Origin of the sequence: Pseudomonas sp. HMWF006, assembly GCF_003061205.1 — a bacterium.
Lineage (GTDB): Bacteria > Pseudomonadota > Gammaproteobacteria > Pseudomonadales > Pseudomonadaceae > Aquipseudomonas > Aquipseudomonas monsensis.
Genome location: NZ_QAIU01000211.1, coordinates 1,709 through 18,836, shown reverse-complemented (window position 1 = coordinate 18,836; position 17,128 = coordinate 1,709). Strand labels below are relative to the sequence as shown.

14 protein-coding genes are annotated in these 17,128 nt (G+C 59.5%); 8 read left to right on the top strand and 6 right to left on the bottom strand.

The window, feature by feature from the left end:
- Positions 1-651: 651 nt before the first annotated feature.
- From ccoM to DBR24_RS08335, 3 genes are all read right to left on the bottom strand, one after another.
- Positions 652-765 carry a cytochrome c oxidase subunit CcoM gene (gene ccoM / locus DBR24_RS34670; RefSeq protein ID WP_003222396.1) on the bottom strand — a complete coding sequence of 38 codons (114 nt, stop codon included), beginning with the start codon at positions 763-765 and terminating at the stop codon, positions 652-654.
- A gap of 148 nt (positions 766-913) precedes the next feature.
- The gene (locus DBR24_RS31015; protein ID WP_164747860.1) at positions 914-1,075 is read right to left on the bottom strand and encodes a hypothetical protein; all 162 of its coding nucleotides are present in this window, start codon (positions 1,073-1,075) and stop codon (positions 914-916) included.
- Positions 1,076-1,201: 126 nt separating this feature from the next.
- Positions 1,202-1,543: an aspartate-semialdehyde dehydrogenase gene (locus DBR24_RS08335; protein WP_085581675.1), complete on the bottom strand. Its 342-nt coding sequence runs from the start codon at positions 1,541-1,543 to the stop codon at positions 1,202-1,204.
- 253 nt (positions 1,544-1,796) lie between these two features.
- On the opposite strand from DBR24_RS08335, the gene rapA reads away from it, so the two are divergent.
- Complete coding sequence (gene rapA, locus DBR24_RS08330; protein ID WP_123465313.1) at positions 1,797-4,643, top strand: RNA polymerase-associated protein RapA; 2,847 nt, start codon at positions 1,797-1,799, stop codon at positions 4,641-4,643.
- Positions 4,644-4,826: 183 nt separating this feature from the next.
- On the opposite strand, the gene DBR24_RS08325 is transcribed toward rapA, so the two are convergent.
- Positions 4,827-6,176 carry an MFS transporter gene (locus DBR24_RS08325; protein WP_123465312.1) on the bottom strand — a complete coding sequence of 450 codons (1,350 nt, stop codon included), beginning with the start codon at positions 6,174-6,176 and terminating at the stop codon, positions 4,827-4,829.
- A gap of 301 nt (positions 6,177-6,477) precedes the next feature.
- Between DBR24_RS08325 and DBR24_RS08320 the strand changes: the two genes are divergently transcribed.
- Both DBR24_RS08320 and DBR24_RS08315 read left to right on the top strand, forming a co-directional pair.
- A complete protein-coding gene (locus DBR24_RS08320; RefSeq protein ID WP_007918504.1) occupies positions 6,478-6,846 on the top strand; it encodes a YkgJ family cysteine cluster protein in 369 nt (122 codons plus the stop codon).
- Between the two features lie 149 nt (positions 6,847-6,995).
- Positions 6,996-9,278, top strand: a complete 2,283-nt coding sequence (locus tag DBR24_RS08315; protein WP_128614476.1) for a bifunctional diguanylate cyclase/phosphodiesterase — start codon at positions 6,996-6,998, stop codon at positions 9,276-9,278.
- Here the strand turns inward: DBR24_RS08315 and DBR24_RS08310 are convergent.
- Entirely contained in the window at positions 9,169-10,062 is an 894-nt protein-coding gene (locus tag DBR24_RS08310) for an NAD(P)-dependent oxidoreductase (RefSeq protein ID WP_128614475.1), read from the bottom strand. The genes DBR24_RS08315 and DBR24_RS08310 overlap by 110 nt on opposite strands.
- A gap of 198 nt (positions 10,063-10,260) precedes the next feature.
- Here DBR24_RS08310 and DBR24_RS08305 point away from each other — a divergent pair, with 198 nt between their 5' ends.
- Positions 10,261-12,459, top strand: coding sequence for a hypothetical protein (locus tag DBR24_RS08305; RefSeq protein ID WP_123465306.1), 2,199 nt, complete (start codon positions 10,261-10,263; stop codon positions 12,457-12,459).
- Positions 12,460-12,777: 318 nt separating this feature from the next.
- On the opposite strand, the gene DBR24_RS08300 is transcribed toward DBR24_RS08305, so the two are convergent.
- Positions 12,778-13,083 (bottom strand): DUF2288 domain-containing protein, encoded by a 306-nt coding sequence (locus DBR24_RS08300; RefSeq protein WP_123465304.1) that lies wholly within the window; start codon positions 13,081-13,083, stop codon positions 12,778-12,780.
- Between the two features lie 352 nt (positions 13,084-13,435).
- On the opposite strand from DBR24_RS08300, the gene DBR24_RS08295 reads away from it, so the two are divergent.
- The 4 genes from DBR24_RS08295 to DBR24_RS31730 all read left to right on the top strand — a co-directional run.
- Positions 13,436-14,563, top strand: coding sequence for a branched-chain amino acid ABC transporter substrate-binding protein (locus tag DBR24_RS08295; protein WP_128614474.1), 1,128 nt, complete (start codon positions 13,436-13,438; stop codon positions 14,561-14,563).
- Positions 14,564-14,793: 230 nt separating this feature from the next.
- A complete protein-coding gene (gene livH / locus DBR24_RS08290) occupies positions 14,794-15,717 on the top strand; it encodes a high-affinity branched-chain amino acid ABC transporter permease LivH (protein ID WP_123465300.1) in 924 nt (307 codons plus the stop codon).
- Positions 15,714-16,970, top strand: coding sequence for a high-affinity branched-chain amino acid ABC transporter permease LivM (locus tag DBR24_RS08285; protein ID WP_123465298.1), 1,257 nt, complete (start codon positions 15,714-15,716; stop codon positions 16,968-16,970). Before livH ends, DBR24_RS08285 begins: the two co-directional genes overlap by 4 nt.
- The coding region (locus DBR24_RS31730) for an ATP-binding cassette domain-containing protein (protein ID WP_256591340.1) at positions 16,967-17,128 on the top strand (162 nt) is incomplete at its 3' end. The genes DBR24_RS08285 and DBR24_RS31730, both read left to right, overlap by 4 nt.

Below are 17,128 nucleotides of genomic sequence, written 5' to 3'. Positions count from 1 at the left end.
CCGTCCACCATGTCTCCGAACATGTGTCCACCATGTCTCCGGTACATACACTCCCGGAGGGAGAGGGGACTGACCGAGGTGTTTAGTAGAGTTACGCCGACGTGAAAGTCCGAGTTGAACGCAAATTTTCACAGGCCCACCATCGGCTCCCTCTCCCTCGGGAGAGGGCTGGGCGGACGGCGTTCCGATGAGGGGCAAGAGCACCACAAACCCAAAGCCGAACACCCGCTTTTCACCACTCAATAGGCCGAGTGTCAGCTCGCCTGCTTTTGATCTTGACCTGTAAGGCGACATCGGAAGGCTGAGTGGAGGGATTGATCCGGGCGTGGGAGCGCAGCGACCGTACGACGCAGTCGTACACAGCGGAAGGAGGTACAGCGAAGCAAACCGGAGCCGCTGCGCCCGGATTGATCCCGTAGCGAAGGAACCCGAGCCTGCGAGGGCCGTTTCGGTTACCTTTTTGGCGTTTGAAAAAGGTGACCCGCCGTAAGGGCGGAACCGTAATCAGCAACACCCGCAAAAACGGATATTCACCCAGAACCCCAGGAGCCTGGTCGGCCCAAAGGCCGCCAAGAGTCCGCCAAGAGGCCAAAAAAAAGGGCAACCGAAGTTGCCCAAAATGCCTTGCGTGCTCATCAAACCCAGAAAGACCTACTTCTTGCGCTTATTCGCATCCTTCCAGATAAAAAATCCAAACCCTGCAAAAAACAGAACCATGAGCCCAACGGTCAGAACCCCGGCAAACACCACGTTATCGAAAAACATGACTGTGGCCTCCCGGCCCCTGCTTTGCTGCGATGGAGCTAAGTTAACCAATCACGCAGGCGCAGAAATTGACCAGGATCAAGTGCGGTCAACACAGAGGGCAAAGGCGGGAAAATAACTGACCTGCATCAAAGGATGCGGAGGGAGATCAACGCTTTTTCGGTTTCTTTTTTGGCTTTTTCTGGGTTTTTCCCAACGGCATGGCCTGCTCGAAGGCCTTGCGCACTTCATTCAGGCGTTTCTCGTTGAGGTCATGCACGCGCTTGGCGCGCTCGGTGCTGAGGTCAATCAGTTTATCGTCTTGGCTCATGGCGTTCGGCGCATCGCTTGAAGAAATCACAACTGCCGCATCGCCGGCAGGACTGCGCCAATCATGCCGCCTGACGCCAGCGCTGACCAGCCACCGCTCTAAGACATTTCATGTAAATGGACGGATTCAGATCTCGATATCGACCCACAAACCCTGACGCGGCTGGTCTTCCATCAGCGGCACCACCGGTACGGTGTTGTCGGCATTGAGTTCGGTGCCTGGCACCGCAAGGTGTTCTTCCGGATCTTCGTCGGCCTCGCGACGACGGCGATCACGCTCCTGCTGACGGCGCTGTTCTTCGCGCAACAGCAAGCCATCCTCTTCCGGATCGCGTTTTTGCAGATCAATCGTGCTTTCGTTGGAGCTTTCCTGCACCGGTACCACTGGCGGAATGTCCGGTCGCTGGCGGATCGGATCCTGCTGGGAAGTGATCGGCACGGCGCTCAGGGGGAGCATCGGTGGCAACATATAAAGGGTCTCCTGTCAGCAGGCTATCGGCTGTGGCAAAGGCGCCTTGAGCCACTCGTCGTAAATCTGTGACGCGCTTGGCACCTGCAGGAGCTGCCGAAGGCTGCGATCTGTTAATCGGACACCACAAAACTCAAGTGTTCCCAACGATTAAAAAATCGCCGTCCGCCACAGCGCCTACCCAGTAATCTTTGGCCCTTAAGCCCGCATTCCGTTAAGATAGCCCGCTTTTTCAAGGTGGGAGTCAGGCAGCATGGCGCAGCAGTATCAACCGGGGCAACGCTGGATCAGTGACAGCGAAGCAGAGCTTGGTTTAGGCACCGTTCTGGCACAGGACGGCCGCTTGTTGACCGTGCTTTACCCGGCCACTGGCGAAACCCGCCAGTACGCGCTACGGAATGCGCCCCTGACCCGCGTGCGGTTCTCGCCGGGTGACAGCATCACCCACTTCGAAGGCTGGAAGATGACCGTACAGCAAGTCGACGACGTCGACGGGCTGATGGTCTATCACGGTCTCAACGGGCAAAACGAAGCAGTTACCCTGCCGGAAACCCAGCTGTCGAACTTCATTCAGTTCCGTCTGGCCAGCGACCGTCTGTTCGCCGGGCAGATCGACCCGTTGGCGTGGTTCTCCCTGCGTTACAACACCCTCGAACACACCAGCCGCCAGTTGCAATCCTCGCTCTGGGGCCTGGGTGGCGTTCGTGCTCAGCCAATCGCGCACCAGTTGCACATTGCCCGTGAAGTCGCCGACCGTATCGCCCCGCGCGTTCTGCTGGCGGACGAAGTGGGCCTGGGTAAAACCATCGAAGCCGGTCTGGTGATCCATCGCCAACTGCTCTCGGGCCGCGCCAACCGTGTACTGATCCTGGTGCCGGAAAACCTCCAGCACCAATGGCTGGTGGAAATGCGCCGCCGCTTCAACCTGCAGGTCGCGCTGTTCGACGAAGAGCGCTTCATCGAAAGCGATGCCTCCAACCCGTTCGAAGACACGCAACTGGCGCTGGTGGCGCTGGAGTGGCTGGTCGAAGACGAGAAAGCCCAGGACGCGCTGTTCGCCGCCGGCTGGGACCTGCTGGTGGTCGACGAAGCCCACCACCTGGTCTGGCACGAAGACAAGGCCAGCCCGGAATACACCCTGGTCGAGCAACTGGCAGAAACCATACCGGGCGTGCTGCTGTTGACCGCTACCCCGGAACAGCTCGGTCAGGACAGCCACTTCGCTCGCCTGCGTCTGCTCGACCCGAACCGTTTCCATGACCTGGCCGCGTTCCGCGCCGAGAGCGACAACTATCGCCCAGTGGCCGAAGCCGTCCAGGAACTGCTCGACAAGGGCCGCCTGTCGCCAGAAGCGCACAAGACCATTCATGGTTTCCTCGGCAACGAGGGTGAAGCCCTGCTGACCGCCGTCAACGATGGCGACACCGAAGCCAGCGCCCGCCTCGTGCGCGAATTGCTCGACCGCCACGGCACCGGCCGCGTGCTGTTCCGTAACACCCGCGCCGCCGTGCAAGGGTTCCCGGAGCGCAAACTGCACCCGTACCCGCTGCCATGCCCGGATGAATACCTCGAACTGCCGCTGGGCGATCACGCCGAGCTGTACCCGGAAGTCAGCTTCCAGGCCCAGCCGGACGCCAGCGAAGAAGAACGCTGGTGGAAATTCGACCCGCGCGTCGAATGGCTGATTGATCAGCTGAAAATGCTCAAGCGCACCAAAGTGCTGGTGATCTGCGCCCACGCCGAAACCGCGATGGACCTGGAAGACGCCCTGCGCGTGCGCTCCGGCATCCCGGCCACGGTGTTCCATGAAGGCATGAACATCCTCGAGCGTGACCGCGCCGCCGCCTACTTCGCCGACGAAGAGTTTGGCGCGCAAGTGCTGATCTGTTCGGAAATCGGCAGTGAAGGCCGCAACTTCCAGTTCGCGCACCACCTGGTGCTGTTCGATCTGCCGTCGCACCCGGACCTGCTTGAGCAGCGGATCGGTCGTCTCGACCGGATCGGCCAGAAGCACATCATCGAACTGCACGTGCCGTACCTGGAAACCAGCCCGCAAGAGCGCCTGTTCCAGTGGTACAACGAGGCGCTGAACGCGTTCCTCAACACCTGCCCGACCGGCAACGCCTTGCAGCATCAGTTCGGCCCGCGCCTGCTGCCGCTGCTCGAAGAAGCCGACGACGGCGAGTGGCAAGCGCTGATCGACGAAGCACGCAGCGAGCGCGAGCGTCTGGAAGAAGAATTGCACACCGGTCGCGACCGCCTGCTGGAGCTGAATTCCGGTGGCGCTGGCGAAGGTGATGCGCTGGTCGAAGCGATCCTCGAGCAAGACGATCAGTTCGCCCTGCCGATCTACATGGAAACCCTGTTCGACGCCTTTGGCATCGACAGCGAAGACCATTCGGAAAACGCCCTGATCCTCAAGCCGAGCGAAAAGATGCTCGACGCCAGTTTCCCGCTGGGCGACGACGAAGGCGTGACCATCACCTACGACCGCAACCAGGCGCTGTCGCGTGAAGACATGCAGTTCATCACCTGGGAACACCCGATGGTGCAGGGCGGCATGGACCTGGTGCTGTCCGGCTCGATGGGCAACACCGCCGTCGCACTGATCAAGAACAAGGCGCTGAAACCGGGCACCGTATTGCTGGAACTGCTCTACGTCAGCGAAGTGGTTGCCCCGCGTTCGCTGCAACTGGGCCGCTATCTGCCACCAGCGGCCCTGCGCTGCCTGCTCGACGCCAACGGCAACGACTTGTCGCCACGGGTCTCGTTCGAAACCCTGAACGATCAGCTGGAAAGCGTGCCACGCGCCAGCGCCAACAAGTTCATCCAGGCCCAGCGCGATCAGCTGACGCCACGGATCAACGCCGGTGAAGACAAGATCGCCCCGCGTCACGCCGAGCGCGTGGCCGAGGCCCGCCGCCGCCTGGCGGCCGACACCGATGAAGAACTGGCGCGCCTGACCGCGTTGCAAGCGGTCAACCCGTCCGTGCGCGACAGCGAACTGGATGCGTTGCGCAAGCAGCGTGAACAGGGTCTGGCGATGCTCGATAAAGCGGCGTTGCGCCTGGAAGCGATCCGGGTGTTGGTGGCGGGTTAACCCCCTCCTCCTAGCTGAAAACAAGAAGGCCCGCAGCGATGCGGGCCTTTTTGTTTGCCTGTTATTTATCCGGTGATGCTGATGGCTTCATCGCTGGCAAGCCAGCTCCCACAGTGATCGGGTCGTTCACATAATTTGTAAACACCACAAAACCTGTGGGAGCTGGCTTGCCAGCGATAGCGGTCAGGCAGTCGCTGCTGCAACCTCTGGCTCCACCACCGCCACCAAACCCTCCTTCATCCGCTTCGCATCCCGCACAAAGCACCGCGCCGCCAGAAACAGAAACACCATGGTCAAGAACAGCGCCACCGGAATCAGGTACATCGCATCATGCAGGCCGACTGCCTTGAACGCTTCGGTCATCTGCTCCGCCCCCGCCGACAACATCGCGGTATGCGCAAAATGATCCGACAAACCGCCGACCACCACCGGCCCCAGACCACCGCCGAGCAGATACAACCCGGCAAAGAACAACGCCATCGCCGTCGCCCGCAAACGTGGCTCGACCACATCCTGAATCGCCGTGTAAACGCAGGTGTAGAAGTTGTAGGCAAACAGCCAACCGACACTGAACACCGCGACAAACACACCAATCTCGATCCGCCCGGCATGCAGCGCCCACGCCGTGCACAGGGTCGAGATGATCAGGCTGAACGCCGCAAACAGCAGCCGCCCGTTGGCCACGCGCTGGTGAATCTTGTCGGCAATCCAGCCGCCCAGCGTCAACCCCACTAACCCGGTGACGCCAACGATCATCCCGGTGGCCACCGCCGCTTCCTGCAACGGCATGAGGAAATAGCGCTGCAGCATCGGCACCAGAAACGAGTTGCAGGCGTACGTCGCGAAGTTGAAGCACAACCCGGCCATGACCAGCCAGAGAAAAGTCGGCACCGCCAGAATCCGGCGGATCGGCTTGTCGACTTTCTCCTGCGAGACTTGCACGGTTTCCGCCGCACCGCGCTTCGGCTCTTTAATGAAGAACATGAAAATCGCCAGGATCAGCCCCGGTACGGCGGCAATAAAGAACGGCGCGCGCCAACTGTCGAACGCCTTGACCATTGCGCCGATGGTGAAGAACGCCAAGAGCAATCCGAGCGGCAGACCGAGCATGAAAATGCCCATCGCCCGCGCCCGACGATGGGCCGGAAACAGGTCGCCGATCAGCGAGTTGGCCGCCGGCGCATAACTGGCCTCGCCAATGCCGATGCCCATGCGCACGATCAGAAAACTCCAGAAACTGCCGACCAGACCGTTGACCGCGGTCAGCGCGCTCCAGGTCGCCAGGCCCCAGCCCATCAGTTTGCTGCGCGAACCGGTGTCGGCCATGCGCCCCAGCGGCAGCCCGGCAATCGCGTAAACAATGGTGAATGCGGTACCGACAATGCCCAGTTGAAAGTCACTGAGGTGCCATTCCATGCGGATCGGTTCGATGATGATCGCCGGAATGGTGCGGTCGAAGAAATTGAACAGGTTGGCCAGGAACAGCAGGAACAGAATGCGCCAGGCATTCGCCGCTTGGGTCGAGTTCTGCATGGGTCCGTCTCTTTATTGTTATAGGGCTTCACTGCCACCGCATCCGAGCCCGGAACCTGCAATCTAGTCAGCGCGGACTGGCCTGTCTGTGATCATTCGTCTGCCTGATATCGGGCCATGGCACTGTAACGAAACGTAAGCCCTTGATAAGCCTGCAATCCCCCGAAAACCGGGGCTTTTGCGGCAAAATCCTGGCACAAAAAAATACTTTCGCGCCCCCCTTCCCAAGTTTGTGGCAAAGCCTAGAATGGCCGCCGGATCCGTCCGGATCTCCCGATCAATCCCTTTGATACCCTCGCCCATGTCTGAAGTCAGTCCGTGTCTGAATTGCGGTGCCTGCTGTTCCCATTTTCGCGTGTCTTTCTTTTGGGGTGAGTGCTCATCTTCAGGTGGCACGGTGCCTGATGAGCTGGTCACACAGATCAGCCCCAGTCGGGTGGCGATGAACGGCACCGACTGCAAATCGCCGCGCTGCACGGCGTTGGTCGGTGAAGTCGGCAGCGAGGTGAAGTGCTCGATTTATGAACTGCGCTCCAGCCCCTGCCGGGAATTCGAGTCGTCATGGGAAAATGGCGAGCAGAATGTCGATTGCGATAAGGCCCGCGCGCGTTTCGGCTTGCCGCCCCTGCAACCCGACTGGGCGCAAATCCCTTTCGAACAGATCGCTTAAGCTTTTAGCGCTAATCGCTATGACGCTAATGCCAAAATCATTAGCGCCAATGTGCCACTACCGCTTGCACCCCGAAATCGGCCTCTATACTCCTGACATTCAGCTGCGTTCAACGCTTACTCGGGACGACTTCAGAGACGGGGCATGCTATGGAGTGGCTTGGTTTGCAGTTTGTTACCGAGCTGCCGGAGAGCGGGCAGGTCATCCTCGATTGCACACATAATCCCCTGCTGGTGCTGGTGGCCTATCTGGTCGCCAGCGCCGCGAGTTTTGCCACCCTCGACATGGCCGAGCGCGTCGTCCATGCCGAAGATCCACGCTCGCAACGCCTTTGGCGCTGGATCGGCGCGACGTGCCTGGCCGGCGGCATCTGGGCCATGCACTTCATCGGCATGCTGGCGTTTCAGGCACCGATCGAAATCCATTACGACCTGCCGATTACCCTGTTTTCCCTGCTGATCGCCCTGCTCGCTTCGTGGCTGGCCATGTACACGTTGAGCGAAGCGCAGACCAGTCTGGTGCGGTATCTGAAAACCGCCATCGTCATCGGTCTGGGCATTGCCGGCATGCATTACGTCGGCATGGCGGCGATGAAATCCAACGCCACCGCCTACTACCAACCGACGCTGTTCGTGTTGTCGATCGCCATCGCCATCGGCGCCAGTTTCGCCGCATTGTGGGTCGCCGGTTACTTGCGTGAAGGCAGTGGCCTGTTCCATCAGATGCTCAGATACAGCGCGGCACTGCTCCTCGGCGCCGGCATTTTCAGCATGCATTTCACCGCCATGGCGGCGCTGAATCTGGTCTTGCCCGAAAGCGGCCAGCCGATACCGACAGCCCAAACCAACCATCTGCAGCTGGGCCTCACCGTCGCGCTGATTACCTTGCTGATCCTTGGCAGTGCGATCAGTGCGGCGCTGGCCGACAAGAAACTGCAGAACAAGGAAGAGGACCTGCGCCGGGTCAACGCCCTGCTCAGCCAGCTCGATCAGGCGCGCATGTCGCTGCAGCAAGCGGCCAACTACGATGCCCTGACCAACCTGATCAACCGTCGCGGTTTCAACCAAATCTTTGCCGAAAAGCTCTGCCAGAAGACCACTGAGGGCGGCATGCTCGCGGTGATGTTTCTCGACATCGACCACTTCAAACGGATCAACGACAGCCTCGGCCATGACGCCGGTGACGAACTGCTCAAGGTTATCGCCCAGCACATCAAAGGCTCGGTGCGCAGCCATGAAGACGTGGTCGCGCGTTTTGGCGGCGACGAGTTCTGCATCCTGATCGGCCTTCGTGATCGCGAAGAAGCCCGCAATATGGCCCAGCGCATCATGCTCAAGATGAAAGAGCCGATCGAACTGGCTGGACGCCGCATGGTGATGACCACCAGCATTGGCATCAGCCTGTTTCCGGAGGATGGCACCACCTGCGAGGAACTGCTCAAACACGCCGATCTGGCGTTGTATCAATCCAAGGGCGCCGGCCGCAACGGCCTGCATTTTTTCAGCTCCAACCTCAAGACCCGCGCCAGCTTCGAGCTGCAACTGGAAGAAGAACTGCGCCACGCCTTGCGCGAAGAAAACGGCCTGACGCTGTATTACCAACCGATCTTCGAACTCAAGACTGGCCGTGTCACCAAGCTCGAAGCGCTGATCCGCTGGCAGCATCCGCTGCACGGTTTGCTGACCCCGGATCGCTTTATCTCCATCGCTGAAAATAACGGCCTGATTGCCGAGCTGGATAATTGGGTGCTGCGCCGGGCCTGCAAGGACCTGGGTGAATTGTCGCGGCATGGCTGCGAAGAACTGAAAATTGCCTGGAACTGCTCACCACTCAACCTCACCCGGGAGGAACTGGCCAACGAAATCGAAAGCGCATTACGCAGCGCCGGGGTGGCGCCGGAACGGCTGGAACTGGAAGTCACCGAAAACGCCCTGATGGGCAACATTGCCAACACCCTGGTATTGCTGCGGCAGATCCGCGCGCTTGGCGTCTCACTGTCGATTGACGACTTCGGCACCGGCTACTCCTCGCTGGCCTACCTCAAGCGCCTGCCGCTCAACACGCTGAAGATCGACCGCTCGTTCATCCTCGACATTCCCACGGCGACCGCCGACATGGAGATCGTCCAGGCGATCATTGTCATGGCGCATACCCTGCATTTGCAGGTGGTGACCGAGGGTGTGGAAAGCCTGGAGCAGTACGAATTCCTTGAACGCTCGGGCTGCGATTTCATTCAGGGTTACCTGCTCAGCCGCCCGGTGCCGCTGGACGAATTACGTCCGGTGCTCGAGGAAATCAATCAACGCACGCCGCCCCACGCGGTCAATCCGCTGATTCTGGCGCGCGGTACATTTGCACCAGTGTCGCTGGATCCTGCGCCAAATAACCTTGCGCCCCATGCAGGCGCATCAGTTGTGCGGCCAATCCGCTGATTGGCGTCGCCGAACCCTGTTCGCGGGAGAATTTGACGGCGGTATCGAGATCCTTGAGCAGCGTGCGCACGTGCCATTTGATCGGTTCGAAACGGCTTTCCGCCATTTGCGGGGCGAGGATCTGCAGCGGTTTCGAATCGGCAAAACCGCCGGCCAGCGCTTCAGCGATCAGGCTCGCATCGACGCCCGCGTGTTCGGCGAGCGCCACCACTTCGGCAATCACCAGCGCGTTGCAGGCGACAATCATCTGGTTGCAGGCCTTGGTCACCTGCCCGGCACCGATGCCGCCCATGTGCGTAACGCGCTGACCGAGGTTGAGCAACACCGGGCGTACGCGCTGAAGATCGGCCGCAGCGCCACCGACCATGATCGCCAGGCTGCCCGCCTCGGCACCGACCACGCCGCCGGACACCGGTGAGTCCAGCCAGCTCATGCCGGTTTTCTCCATCAGCTCCGCCGCCATCTCGCGCGTGGCGGTCGGTTCAAGGCTGGAAAAGTCCACCAGCAACTGGCCTTTTTTCGCGCCTTCGGCGACACCCTCCGGGCCAAACACCACTGCGCGAACCACCGCCGTGTCCGCCAGACACAGCATCACCACGTCGGCGTGTTCGCACAGTTCAGCGGGGCTCGCTACCTGTCGCGCACCGGCTTCAACCAGTGGTGCGCACTTGTCCGGGTTGCGATTCCACACGGTCAGCGGGTAACCCGCCGCCAACAGACGCCGGCACATGGGCAGCCCCATCAGACCGATTCCGGCGAACCCCAACGAAGGTAGCGTTGACATCACTTTGCCTCTTTTCGATTAAAGATCGCCGAATAATGGCCGATTCATCAACGATCAGGAAAGGATTCCCCCCAGCGACAGTCAGGCCAGAAGCCTGACGCTCGGGCTCAATTCGCGCACAAAAGACGCGAGATCTTATTCCGTGAGGCCCGCTGACATCGGTCAGCGGGCCAAACCAGTCCAGGTATATGGCGCCCAATGACTTCTAAAAACAATCCTGCCACTGCGGTCTCCGATCTGACGTTGAGCCCCGCTGCCAACAGCCCGTCATCGTCAAAGCCAGCGGTCCCGTCGCGCCCGCTGTCGACCCAGCAATACCTGTACTTCACCGAAACCAACACCGACCGCATCCTCGACAACCTCGACGGCTTGCGCGACCTGGTGTTCCCGCGCCCACCGCACCTGGAAGGCGACAACGAACAGCACAACGACCAGGAATTCCCTTCGGTGTGCCTGATCGGCCTCGGTCGCTGCGGCTCGAACATTGCCCTCGACGTCGCGGAGCTGGTGTACAACGCGCGCAAGTTCTACCTCAACGAATTCAACAACGAAGACCGCGCGGCGGATCGGCGTCTGGCCGACAAGGGCTACAGCCCGGCCCAGTGGATCAAGCAGAACCTGCGGATCGGCCCGAACAAATCCACCAAACCGGTGTTCCTGGTAGAACCGTTGGTGATGCTCGGCGACCTCGACAAGGACATCGCCGGGCGCATCCGTTTTTCGCGCAAGGGCGAGAAAAGCGGCTTCCTGCGCGACTACAGCAAAATGAAAATCATGGACTTGTCCGAAGTCCACGCCGGTGGCGCCGGTAACGCGCCGATCCTCGGCCAGTACCTGGCGAAGATCATCCTCAACAAGGACACCCAGCGTTTCTCCAGCCCCGACTGGAAAATGATCCACTCGTACCTGATCGACAGCTGCGGCATCAAGGCCAACCAGTCGCGCCTGTATTTCTCGATTTTCAGCGCCGGCGGCGGTACCGGTTCGGGCATGGCTTCGGAGTTCGGCCTGGCGCAGCAGCACTCGTACATGAACAAGACGTTCGACACCAAGCCGATGGACGAGCACGACGGCAAGAGCGGCCATTCGTTTGTGTTCGAGCCGATCTTTACCAGTGGCATCTGCGTGCTGCCGAACATTTCCGACCACCGCAGTGAAATGTCCGAGGCGCTGCACATCAACGCCGGACGCCTGCTGTGCAAATACCTGTCGGAAGAATGGGATTTCTCCTACAACTTCGCCAACGAAGACAGCAGCGAAGCCAGCGTCATGGGCCGTATCCGTCCATGGAACGCGATGATGCTGATCTCCAACGACATCATGCGTTACGCCGAAGAAAGCGATGACGGCAACATCCAGAACATTGATGTCAATGCGATGGAGAAGCACGCCAATCAGTACATCTCGCAGCAGATCTTCAACATTCTGACGGCGCAGGCGGTGACCACCGACTACGACCAGAACTACTTCCGTCGTGCCGGCATCGACATCGGCGAAACCATTCGCCTCGACGCCAACGACCTGTTCATGAGCCTGGCCGGCCCGGTGGCGATCGCCTACGCCGAATCGGTAGTGCCGGAAACCCCGCCGCCGAGCAGCGACAAGTTCAAGGTGTTCGACAAAGAGCCGCAGCGCCTGAACATCGACGACCTGTTCTTCCGCTCGATCGACCTGCCGCATTTCAACAAGGTCACCCAGGCGATCGAGGGCATCAGCCTGCTGCCGATCGAGTCCAAGCGCTATCGTGCGTCGCTGGAGCAGTACAAGAATTCCGGCTACGACGCCGCCGCCCTGCACGACCTGCACTTCTTCAAGAACTGCTCGTCGGTGGTCTCGATTGTCTCGCTGCCCAAAGACTACAAACTGTCGTACATGGACCTGAACCGGTTGAAGACCCACCTCAACAGCCTGTTCCCCAACACCACGCTCAAGCGTTACGCGCTGGTGATCGGCGCCTCGGCCAACCTGTCGCTGACCACTCTGATCGCCAAGAGCCCGTGCCTGTCGGACGACTTCCTGACGTTGATCGTGGCGTTCATCAAGCGTTGCTTCGCGAAGAACCCGTACCGCTTCGACGAGACCCTCGACAACTCGATCCTCGACTTCATCATCCACGAGGATTTCGACGAAGACCGCATCGACGATCTGCTCAACGAGTTCGAAAACCCGGCGAAGATCCTCGACACCAACTGGTACGCGATCAAACCGATGTACGAGAAGAAGTACCGCGAGCTGATCAACGACAAGGACAAGTTTGTCTCGATCAATGACATTCGCCTGTCACGGGATTGCGTGAAGAAGTCGATCAAGTACCTGCGTGAGATCTACCGTCACCGGATCGGCAAGACCAAGGTTATTTCCCTCAATAACCATACGGGGAAGACTTACTCGGTCTGACCCAGAACCGAGTCGCCTCAATCGCTGGCAAGCCAGCTCCCACAGGATTTGTGGTGTTCACAATAGTTGTGTTCACTCGGACCCTGTGGGAGCTGGCTTGCCAGCGATGAGGCCATGACAACAGCGCAAAAACTCACGCCTCCCAACATCCAGAAACAATTAAGCAGCCGTTAGGCTGCTTACTAAACTGTTCCCGTTACGTTTACGTCACCGTGATGCCACCCCCGCTTGTGGCATTTCTCTACGGCAACCTGCCATCACGCTACTCCACTACACACTTTTCCCCGGCGGCAACGCGCACCACCGAGGTGCACACATTCAACTGCGCGCCCTTTCCTGGACCAGAATCCAAGGCCGAACCACCACCGCCCACATCTCGGGATCGCGCTCGAAAATATCCAGCGCCCGCGTTTCAGACAGCTTGCCGACCTTGTCTTCGGCCAGCCAGGCAGCCACTTTCTCGCCGTCGTCCGAGGCCACGGCCTCGGCGGCAGCGATCAAATCCAGGTCAGGGTCGACCCACAATAGGGCACCCTTGGCAAAGAACGGCTCCAGCTCTTTCCAGGTAATAGATGCGGTTTCACCAAGCAGCTTGGCATAGAGGGTGCTAGGTTCTTGATTCATGGGAACTGTCCGGAAAAGAAATCGGCGCGAATGATAACGTCGGTGGTCCGCCAGAAAAACCCGGTTGCAAAGGGCTGCACCGAACGAAAAGAGCAGGAACGCCAGGGAATGCTGCTGATTGAGCTATATGCCCACGATCGCCCCGCCGCAATTCTGTCTTTTTCATTCAAAAATGCGACACCCTCAAGTTTTGCCCCTCGGCGCCCGCTTCCCAGGCTAACAACCGGCGCTCTACACTGTACCGGTACAGTTGCCGGGGGCATTTCCGGAGGGTATCGCAAAGATATCTGACCCGGTTCTGCTGCTACGGCGCCAGGACTCTAAAAAAATACAACAGTAAGAGTGGAGCACTATGACTAAGGCTACTAAGCAGATTTCCAAACTGTTTGCCGCTATGGTTCTGGCCGGGGTTGCCAGCCATTCGTTCGCAGCTGACACCATCAAAATCGGTATCGCCGGTCCAAAGACCGGTCCAGTAGCCCAATACGGCGACATGCAGTTCAGTGGCGCGAAAATGGCCATCGAGCAGATCAACGCCAAGGGCGGCGTCGACGGCAAGAAACTCGAAGCCGTTGAATACGATGACGCCTGCGATCCGAAACAAGCCGTAGCGGTCGCGAACAAGGTCGTCAACGACGGCGTCAAGTTCGTGGTCGGTCACCTGTGCTCCAGCTCCACTCAACCGGCTTCGGACATCTACGAAGACGAAGGCGTGATCATGATCACCCCGGCTGCCACCAGCCCGGACATCACCGCCCGTGGTTACAAAATGGTCTTCCGTACTATCGGTCTGGACAGCGCCCAGGGCCCTGCCGCCGGTAACTACATTGCCGATCACGTGAAACCGAAAATCGTTGCCGTCCTGCACGACAAACAGCAATACGGTGAAGGCATCGCCACCGCCGTTAAAGCTACCCTCGAGAAGAAAGGCGTGAAAGTCGCCGTGTTCGAAGGCGTCAATGCCGGCGACAAGGACTTCTCCTCGATCATCGCCAAACTCAAGCAAGCCAACGTCGACTTCGTTTACTACGGCGGCTACCACCCGGAGCTGGGTCTGATCCTGCGTCAATCCCAGGAAAAAGGCCTGAAAGCCAAGTTCATGGGTCCGGAAGGCGTGGGTAACGACTCCATTTCGCAGATCGCCAAAGACGCTTCCGAAGGTCTGCTGGTAACCCTGCCGAAATCCTTCGACCAGGATCCGGCCAACGTCGCCCTGGCAGATGCATTCAAGGCGAAGAAAGAAGACCCGAGCGGCCCGTTCGTGTTCCCTTCCTACTCGGCGGTTGAAGTGATTGCCGGCGGTATCACCGCAGCCAAATCCGAAGACCCTGCCAAAGTGGCCGAAGCCATTCACGCCGGCACCTTCAAGACCCCGACCGGCGACCTGAGCTTCGACGCCAAGGGCGACCTGAAGGACTTCAAGTTTGTGGTTTACGAGTGGCACTTCGGCAAACCGAAAACTGAAGCTTCGCCTCAGTAAGGCGCGCCCTGACTGACTGCCAATAAAGCCCACGGCGTGCCGTGGGCTTTGTTTTACGAATGTATGGGCCGCGCTGGCGTGATCCGCCAGTCTCCCCACCTGAAAATCTCAAAACCGTCATCAGCGGTTCGCTGGCAAAACCCGGATTCGAAGTGGATACAGATCCACGGGGCCGGGCGGGAAAATGACTCCACCAGTGAAATGCGTATCAGGTTTTTAGGAGCGTTGTAATGCCTGACCTCTATCACTTCTTCCAGCAGCTGGTTAATGGTCTGACCATTGGCAGCACGTATGCCCTGATTGCCATCGGCTATACGATGGTTTACGGCATCATTGGAATGATCAACTTCGCCCACGGCGAGGTGTACATGATCGGCTCCTACGTGGCGTTCATCGCCATCGCCGGGCTGGCCATGATGGGAATCGACAACGTCCCGCTGTTGATGACCGCAGCTTTCATCGCGAGCATCGTCGTGACAAGTTCCTACGGTTACAGCATCGAACGGATCGCCTACCGCCCCCTGCGCGGCAGCAACCGTCTGATCCCGCTGATCTCGGCCATCGGTATGTCGATCTTCCTGCAGAACACGGTGCTGCTGGCGCAAGACTCCAAGGACAAATCCATCCCCAACCTGATCCCCGGCAACTTCTCCATCGGGCCAGGTGGCGCACATGAAGTGCTGATTTCCTACATGCAAATCGTGGTGTTCGTGGTGACCCTGGTCGCCATGCTCGGCCTGACGCTGTTCATCTCCCGTTCTCGCCTGGGTCGCGCCTGCCGCGCCTGCGCCGAAGACATCAAGATGGCCAACCTGCTGGGCATCAACACCAACAACATCATCGCCCTGACCTTCGTCATTGGTGCTGCGCTGGCGGCCATCGCGGCTGTGCTGCTGAGCATGCAATACGGTGTGATCAACCCGAACGCCGGCTTCCTCGTCGGCCTCAAAGCCTTTACCGCGGCAGTACTCGGCGGCATCGGCAGCATCCCCGGCGCCATGCTCGGCGGGTTGGTGCTTGGGGTGGCGGAAGCCTTTGGTGCCGATATCTTCGGCGACCAGTACAAGGACGTCGTGGCTTTCGGCTTGTTGGTTCTGGTGCTGTTGTTCCGTCCGACCGGCATTCTGGGCCGTCCGGAGGTTGAGAAAGTATGACTAGGAATCTTAAACAGGCACTGTTCAGTGCCTTGCTGGTGTGGGCCGTGGCCTACCCGGTACTCGGTCTGAAACTGACCATCGTCGGCATCAACCTCGAAGTGCATAACACCAGCCCGATGATTCTGGCGACCATCGCCATCTGCTCGGTGCTGATGTTCCTGCGGGTGCTGTTCAACCAGCAGATCAGCAAGGCGTGGAAATCCTCGCCAGGCTTGCCGCTGATCCCGGCCAAGGCGAGTAACTTCCTGACCCTGCCGACCACCCAACGCTACTTCATCATTGCGCTGATCATCGGTGCGCTGGTGTGGCCGTTCTTCGGTTCGCGTGGCGCGGTGGACATCGCCACGCTGATCCTGATCTACGTGATGCTCGGCCTCGGTCTGAACATCGTCGTGGGACTGGCCGGTCTGCTCGACCTCGGTTACGTCGGCTTCTACGCCGTCGGCGCCTACAGCTACGCGCTGCTGTCGCACTACTACGGCCTGAGCTTCTGGATCTGCCTGCCGATTGCCGGCCTGATGGCGGCGACGTTCGGCTTCCTGCTGGGCTTCCCGGTGTTGCGTCTGCGCGGTGACTATCTGGCGATCGTGACCCTCGGTTTCGGCGAGATCATCCGTCTGTTCCTGCGTAACCTGACCGATATCACGGGTGGCCCGAACGGCATCAGCAATATCGAGAAACCGACGTTCTTCGGCCTGACCTTTGAACGTAAGGCGGCGGAAGGTCTGCAGACGTTCCACGAGTACTTCGGCCTCGAATACAACTCGATCAACAAGGTGATTTTCCTCTACCTGGTTGCGTTGTTGCTGGCGCTGGCGGCGCTGTTCATCATCAACCGTCTGCTGCGCATGCCAATCGGCCGTGCGTGGGAAGCGCTGCGTGAAGATGAAATCGCTTGCCGTGCACTGGGTCTGAATCCAACCGTGATCAAGCTGTCGGCCTTCACCCTCGGTGCGAGCTTCGCCGGTTTCGCCGGCAGCTTCTTCGCCGCCCGTCAGGGTCTGGTAACCCCGGAATCGTTCACCTTCATCGAGTCGGCGATCATCCTCGCCATCGTCGTGCTGGGTGGCATGGGCTCACAACTGGGCGTGATTCTCGCGGCCGTGGTGATGATCCTGTTGCCGGAAATGATGCGTGAGTTCAGCGAGTACCGCATGTTGATGTTCGGTGCCCTGATGGTGTTGATGATGATCTGGCGTCCACAAGGTCTGCTGCCGATGCAACGCCCACACATGGAGTTGCGAAAATGAGCCGCGAGATTCTTAAAGTCGAAAACCTGAGCATGCGCTTCGGCGGCTTGCTGGCGGTCAATGGCGTGGCCCTGACCGTCAAGGAAAAACAGGTGGTTGCCTTGATCGGGCCGAACGGCGCGGGCAAGACCACCGTGTTCAACTGCCTGACCGGTTTC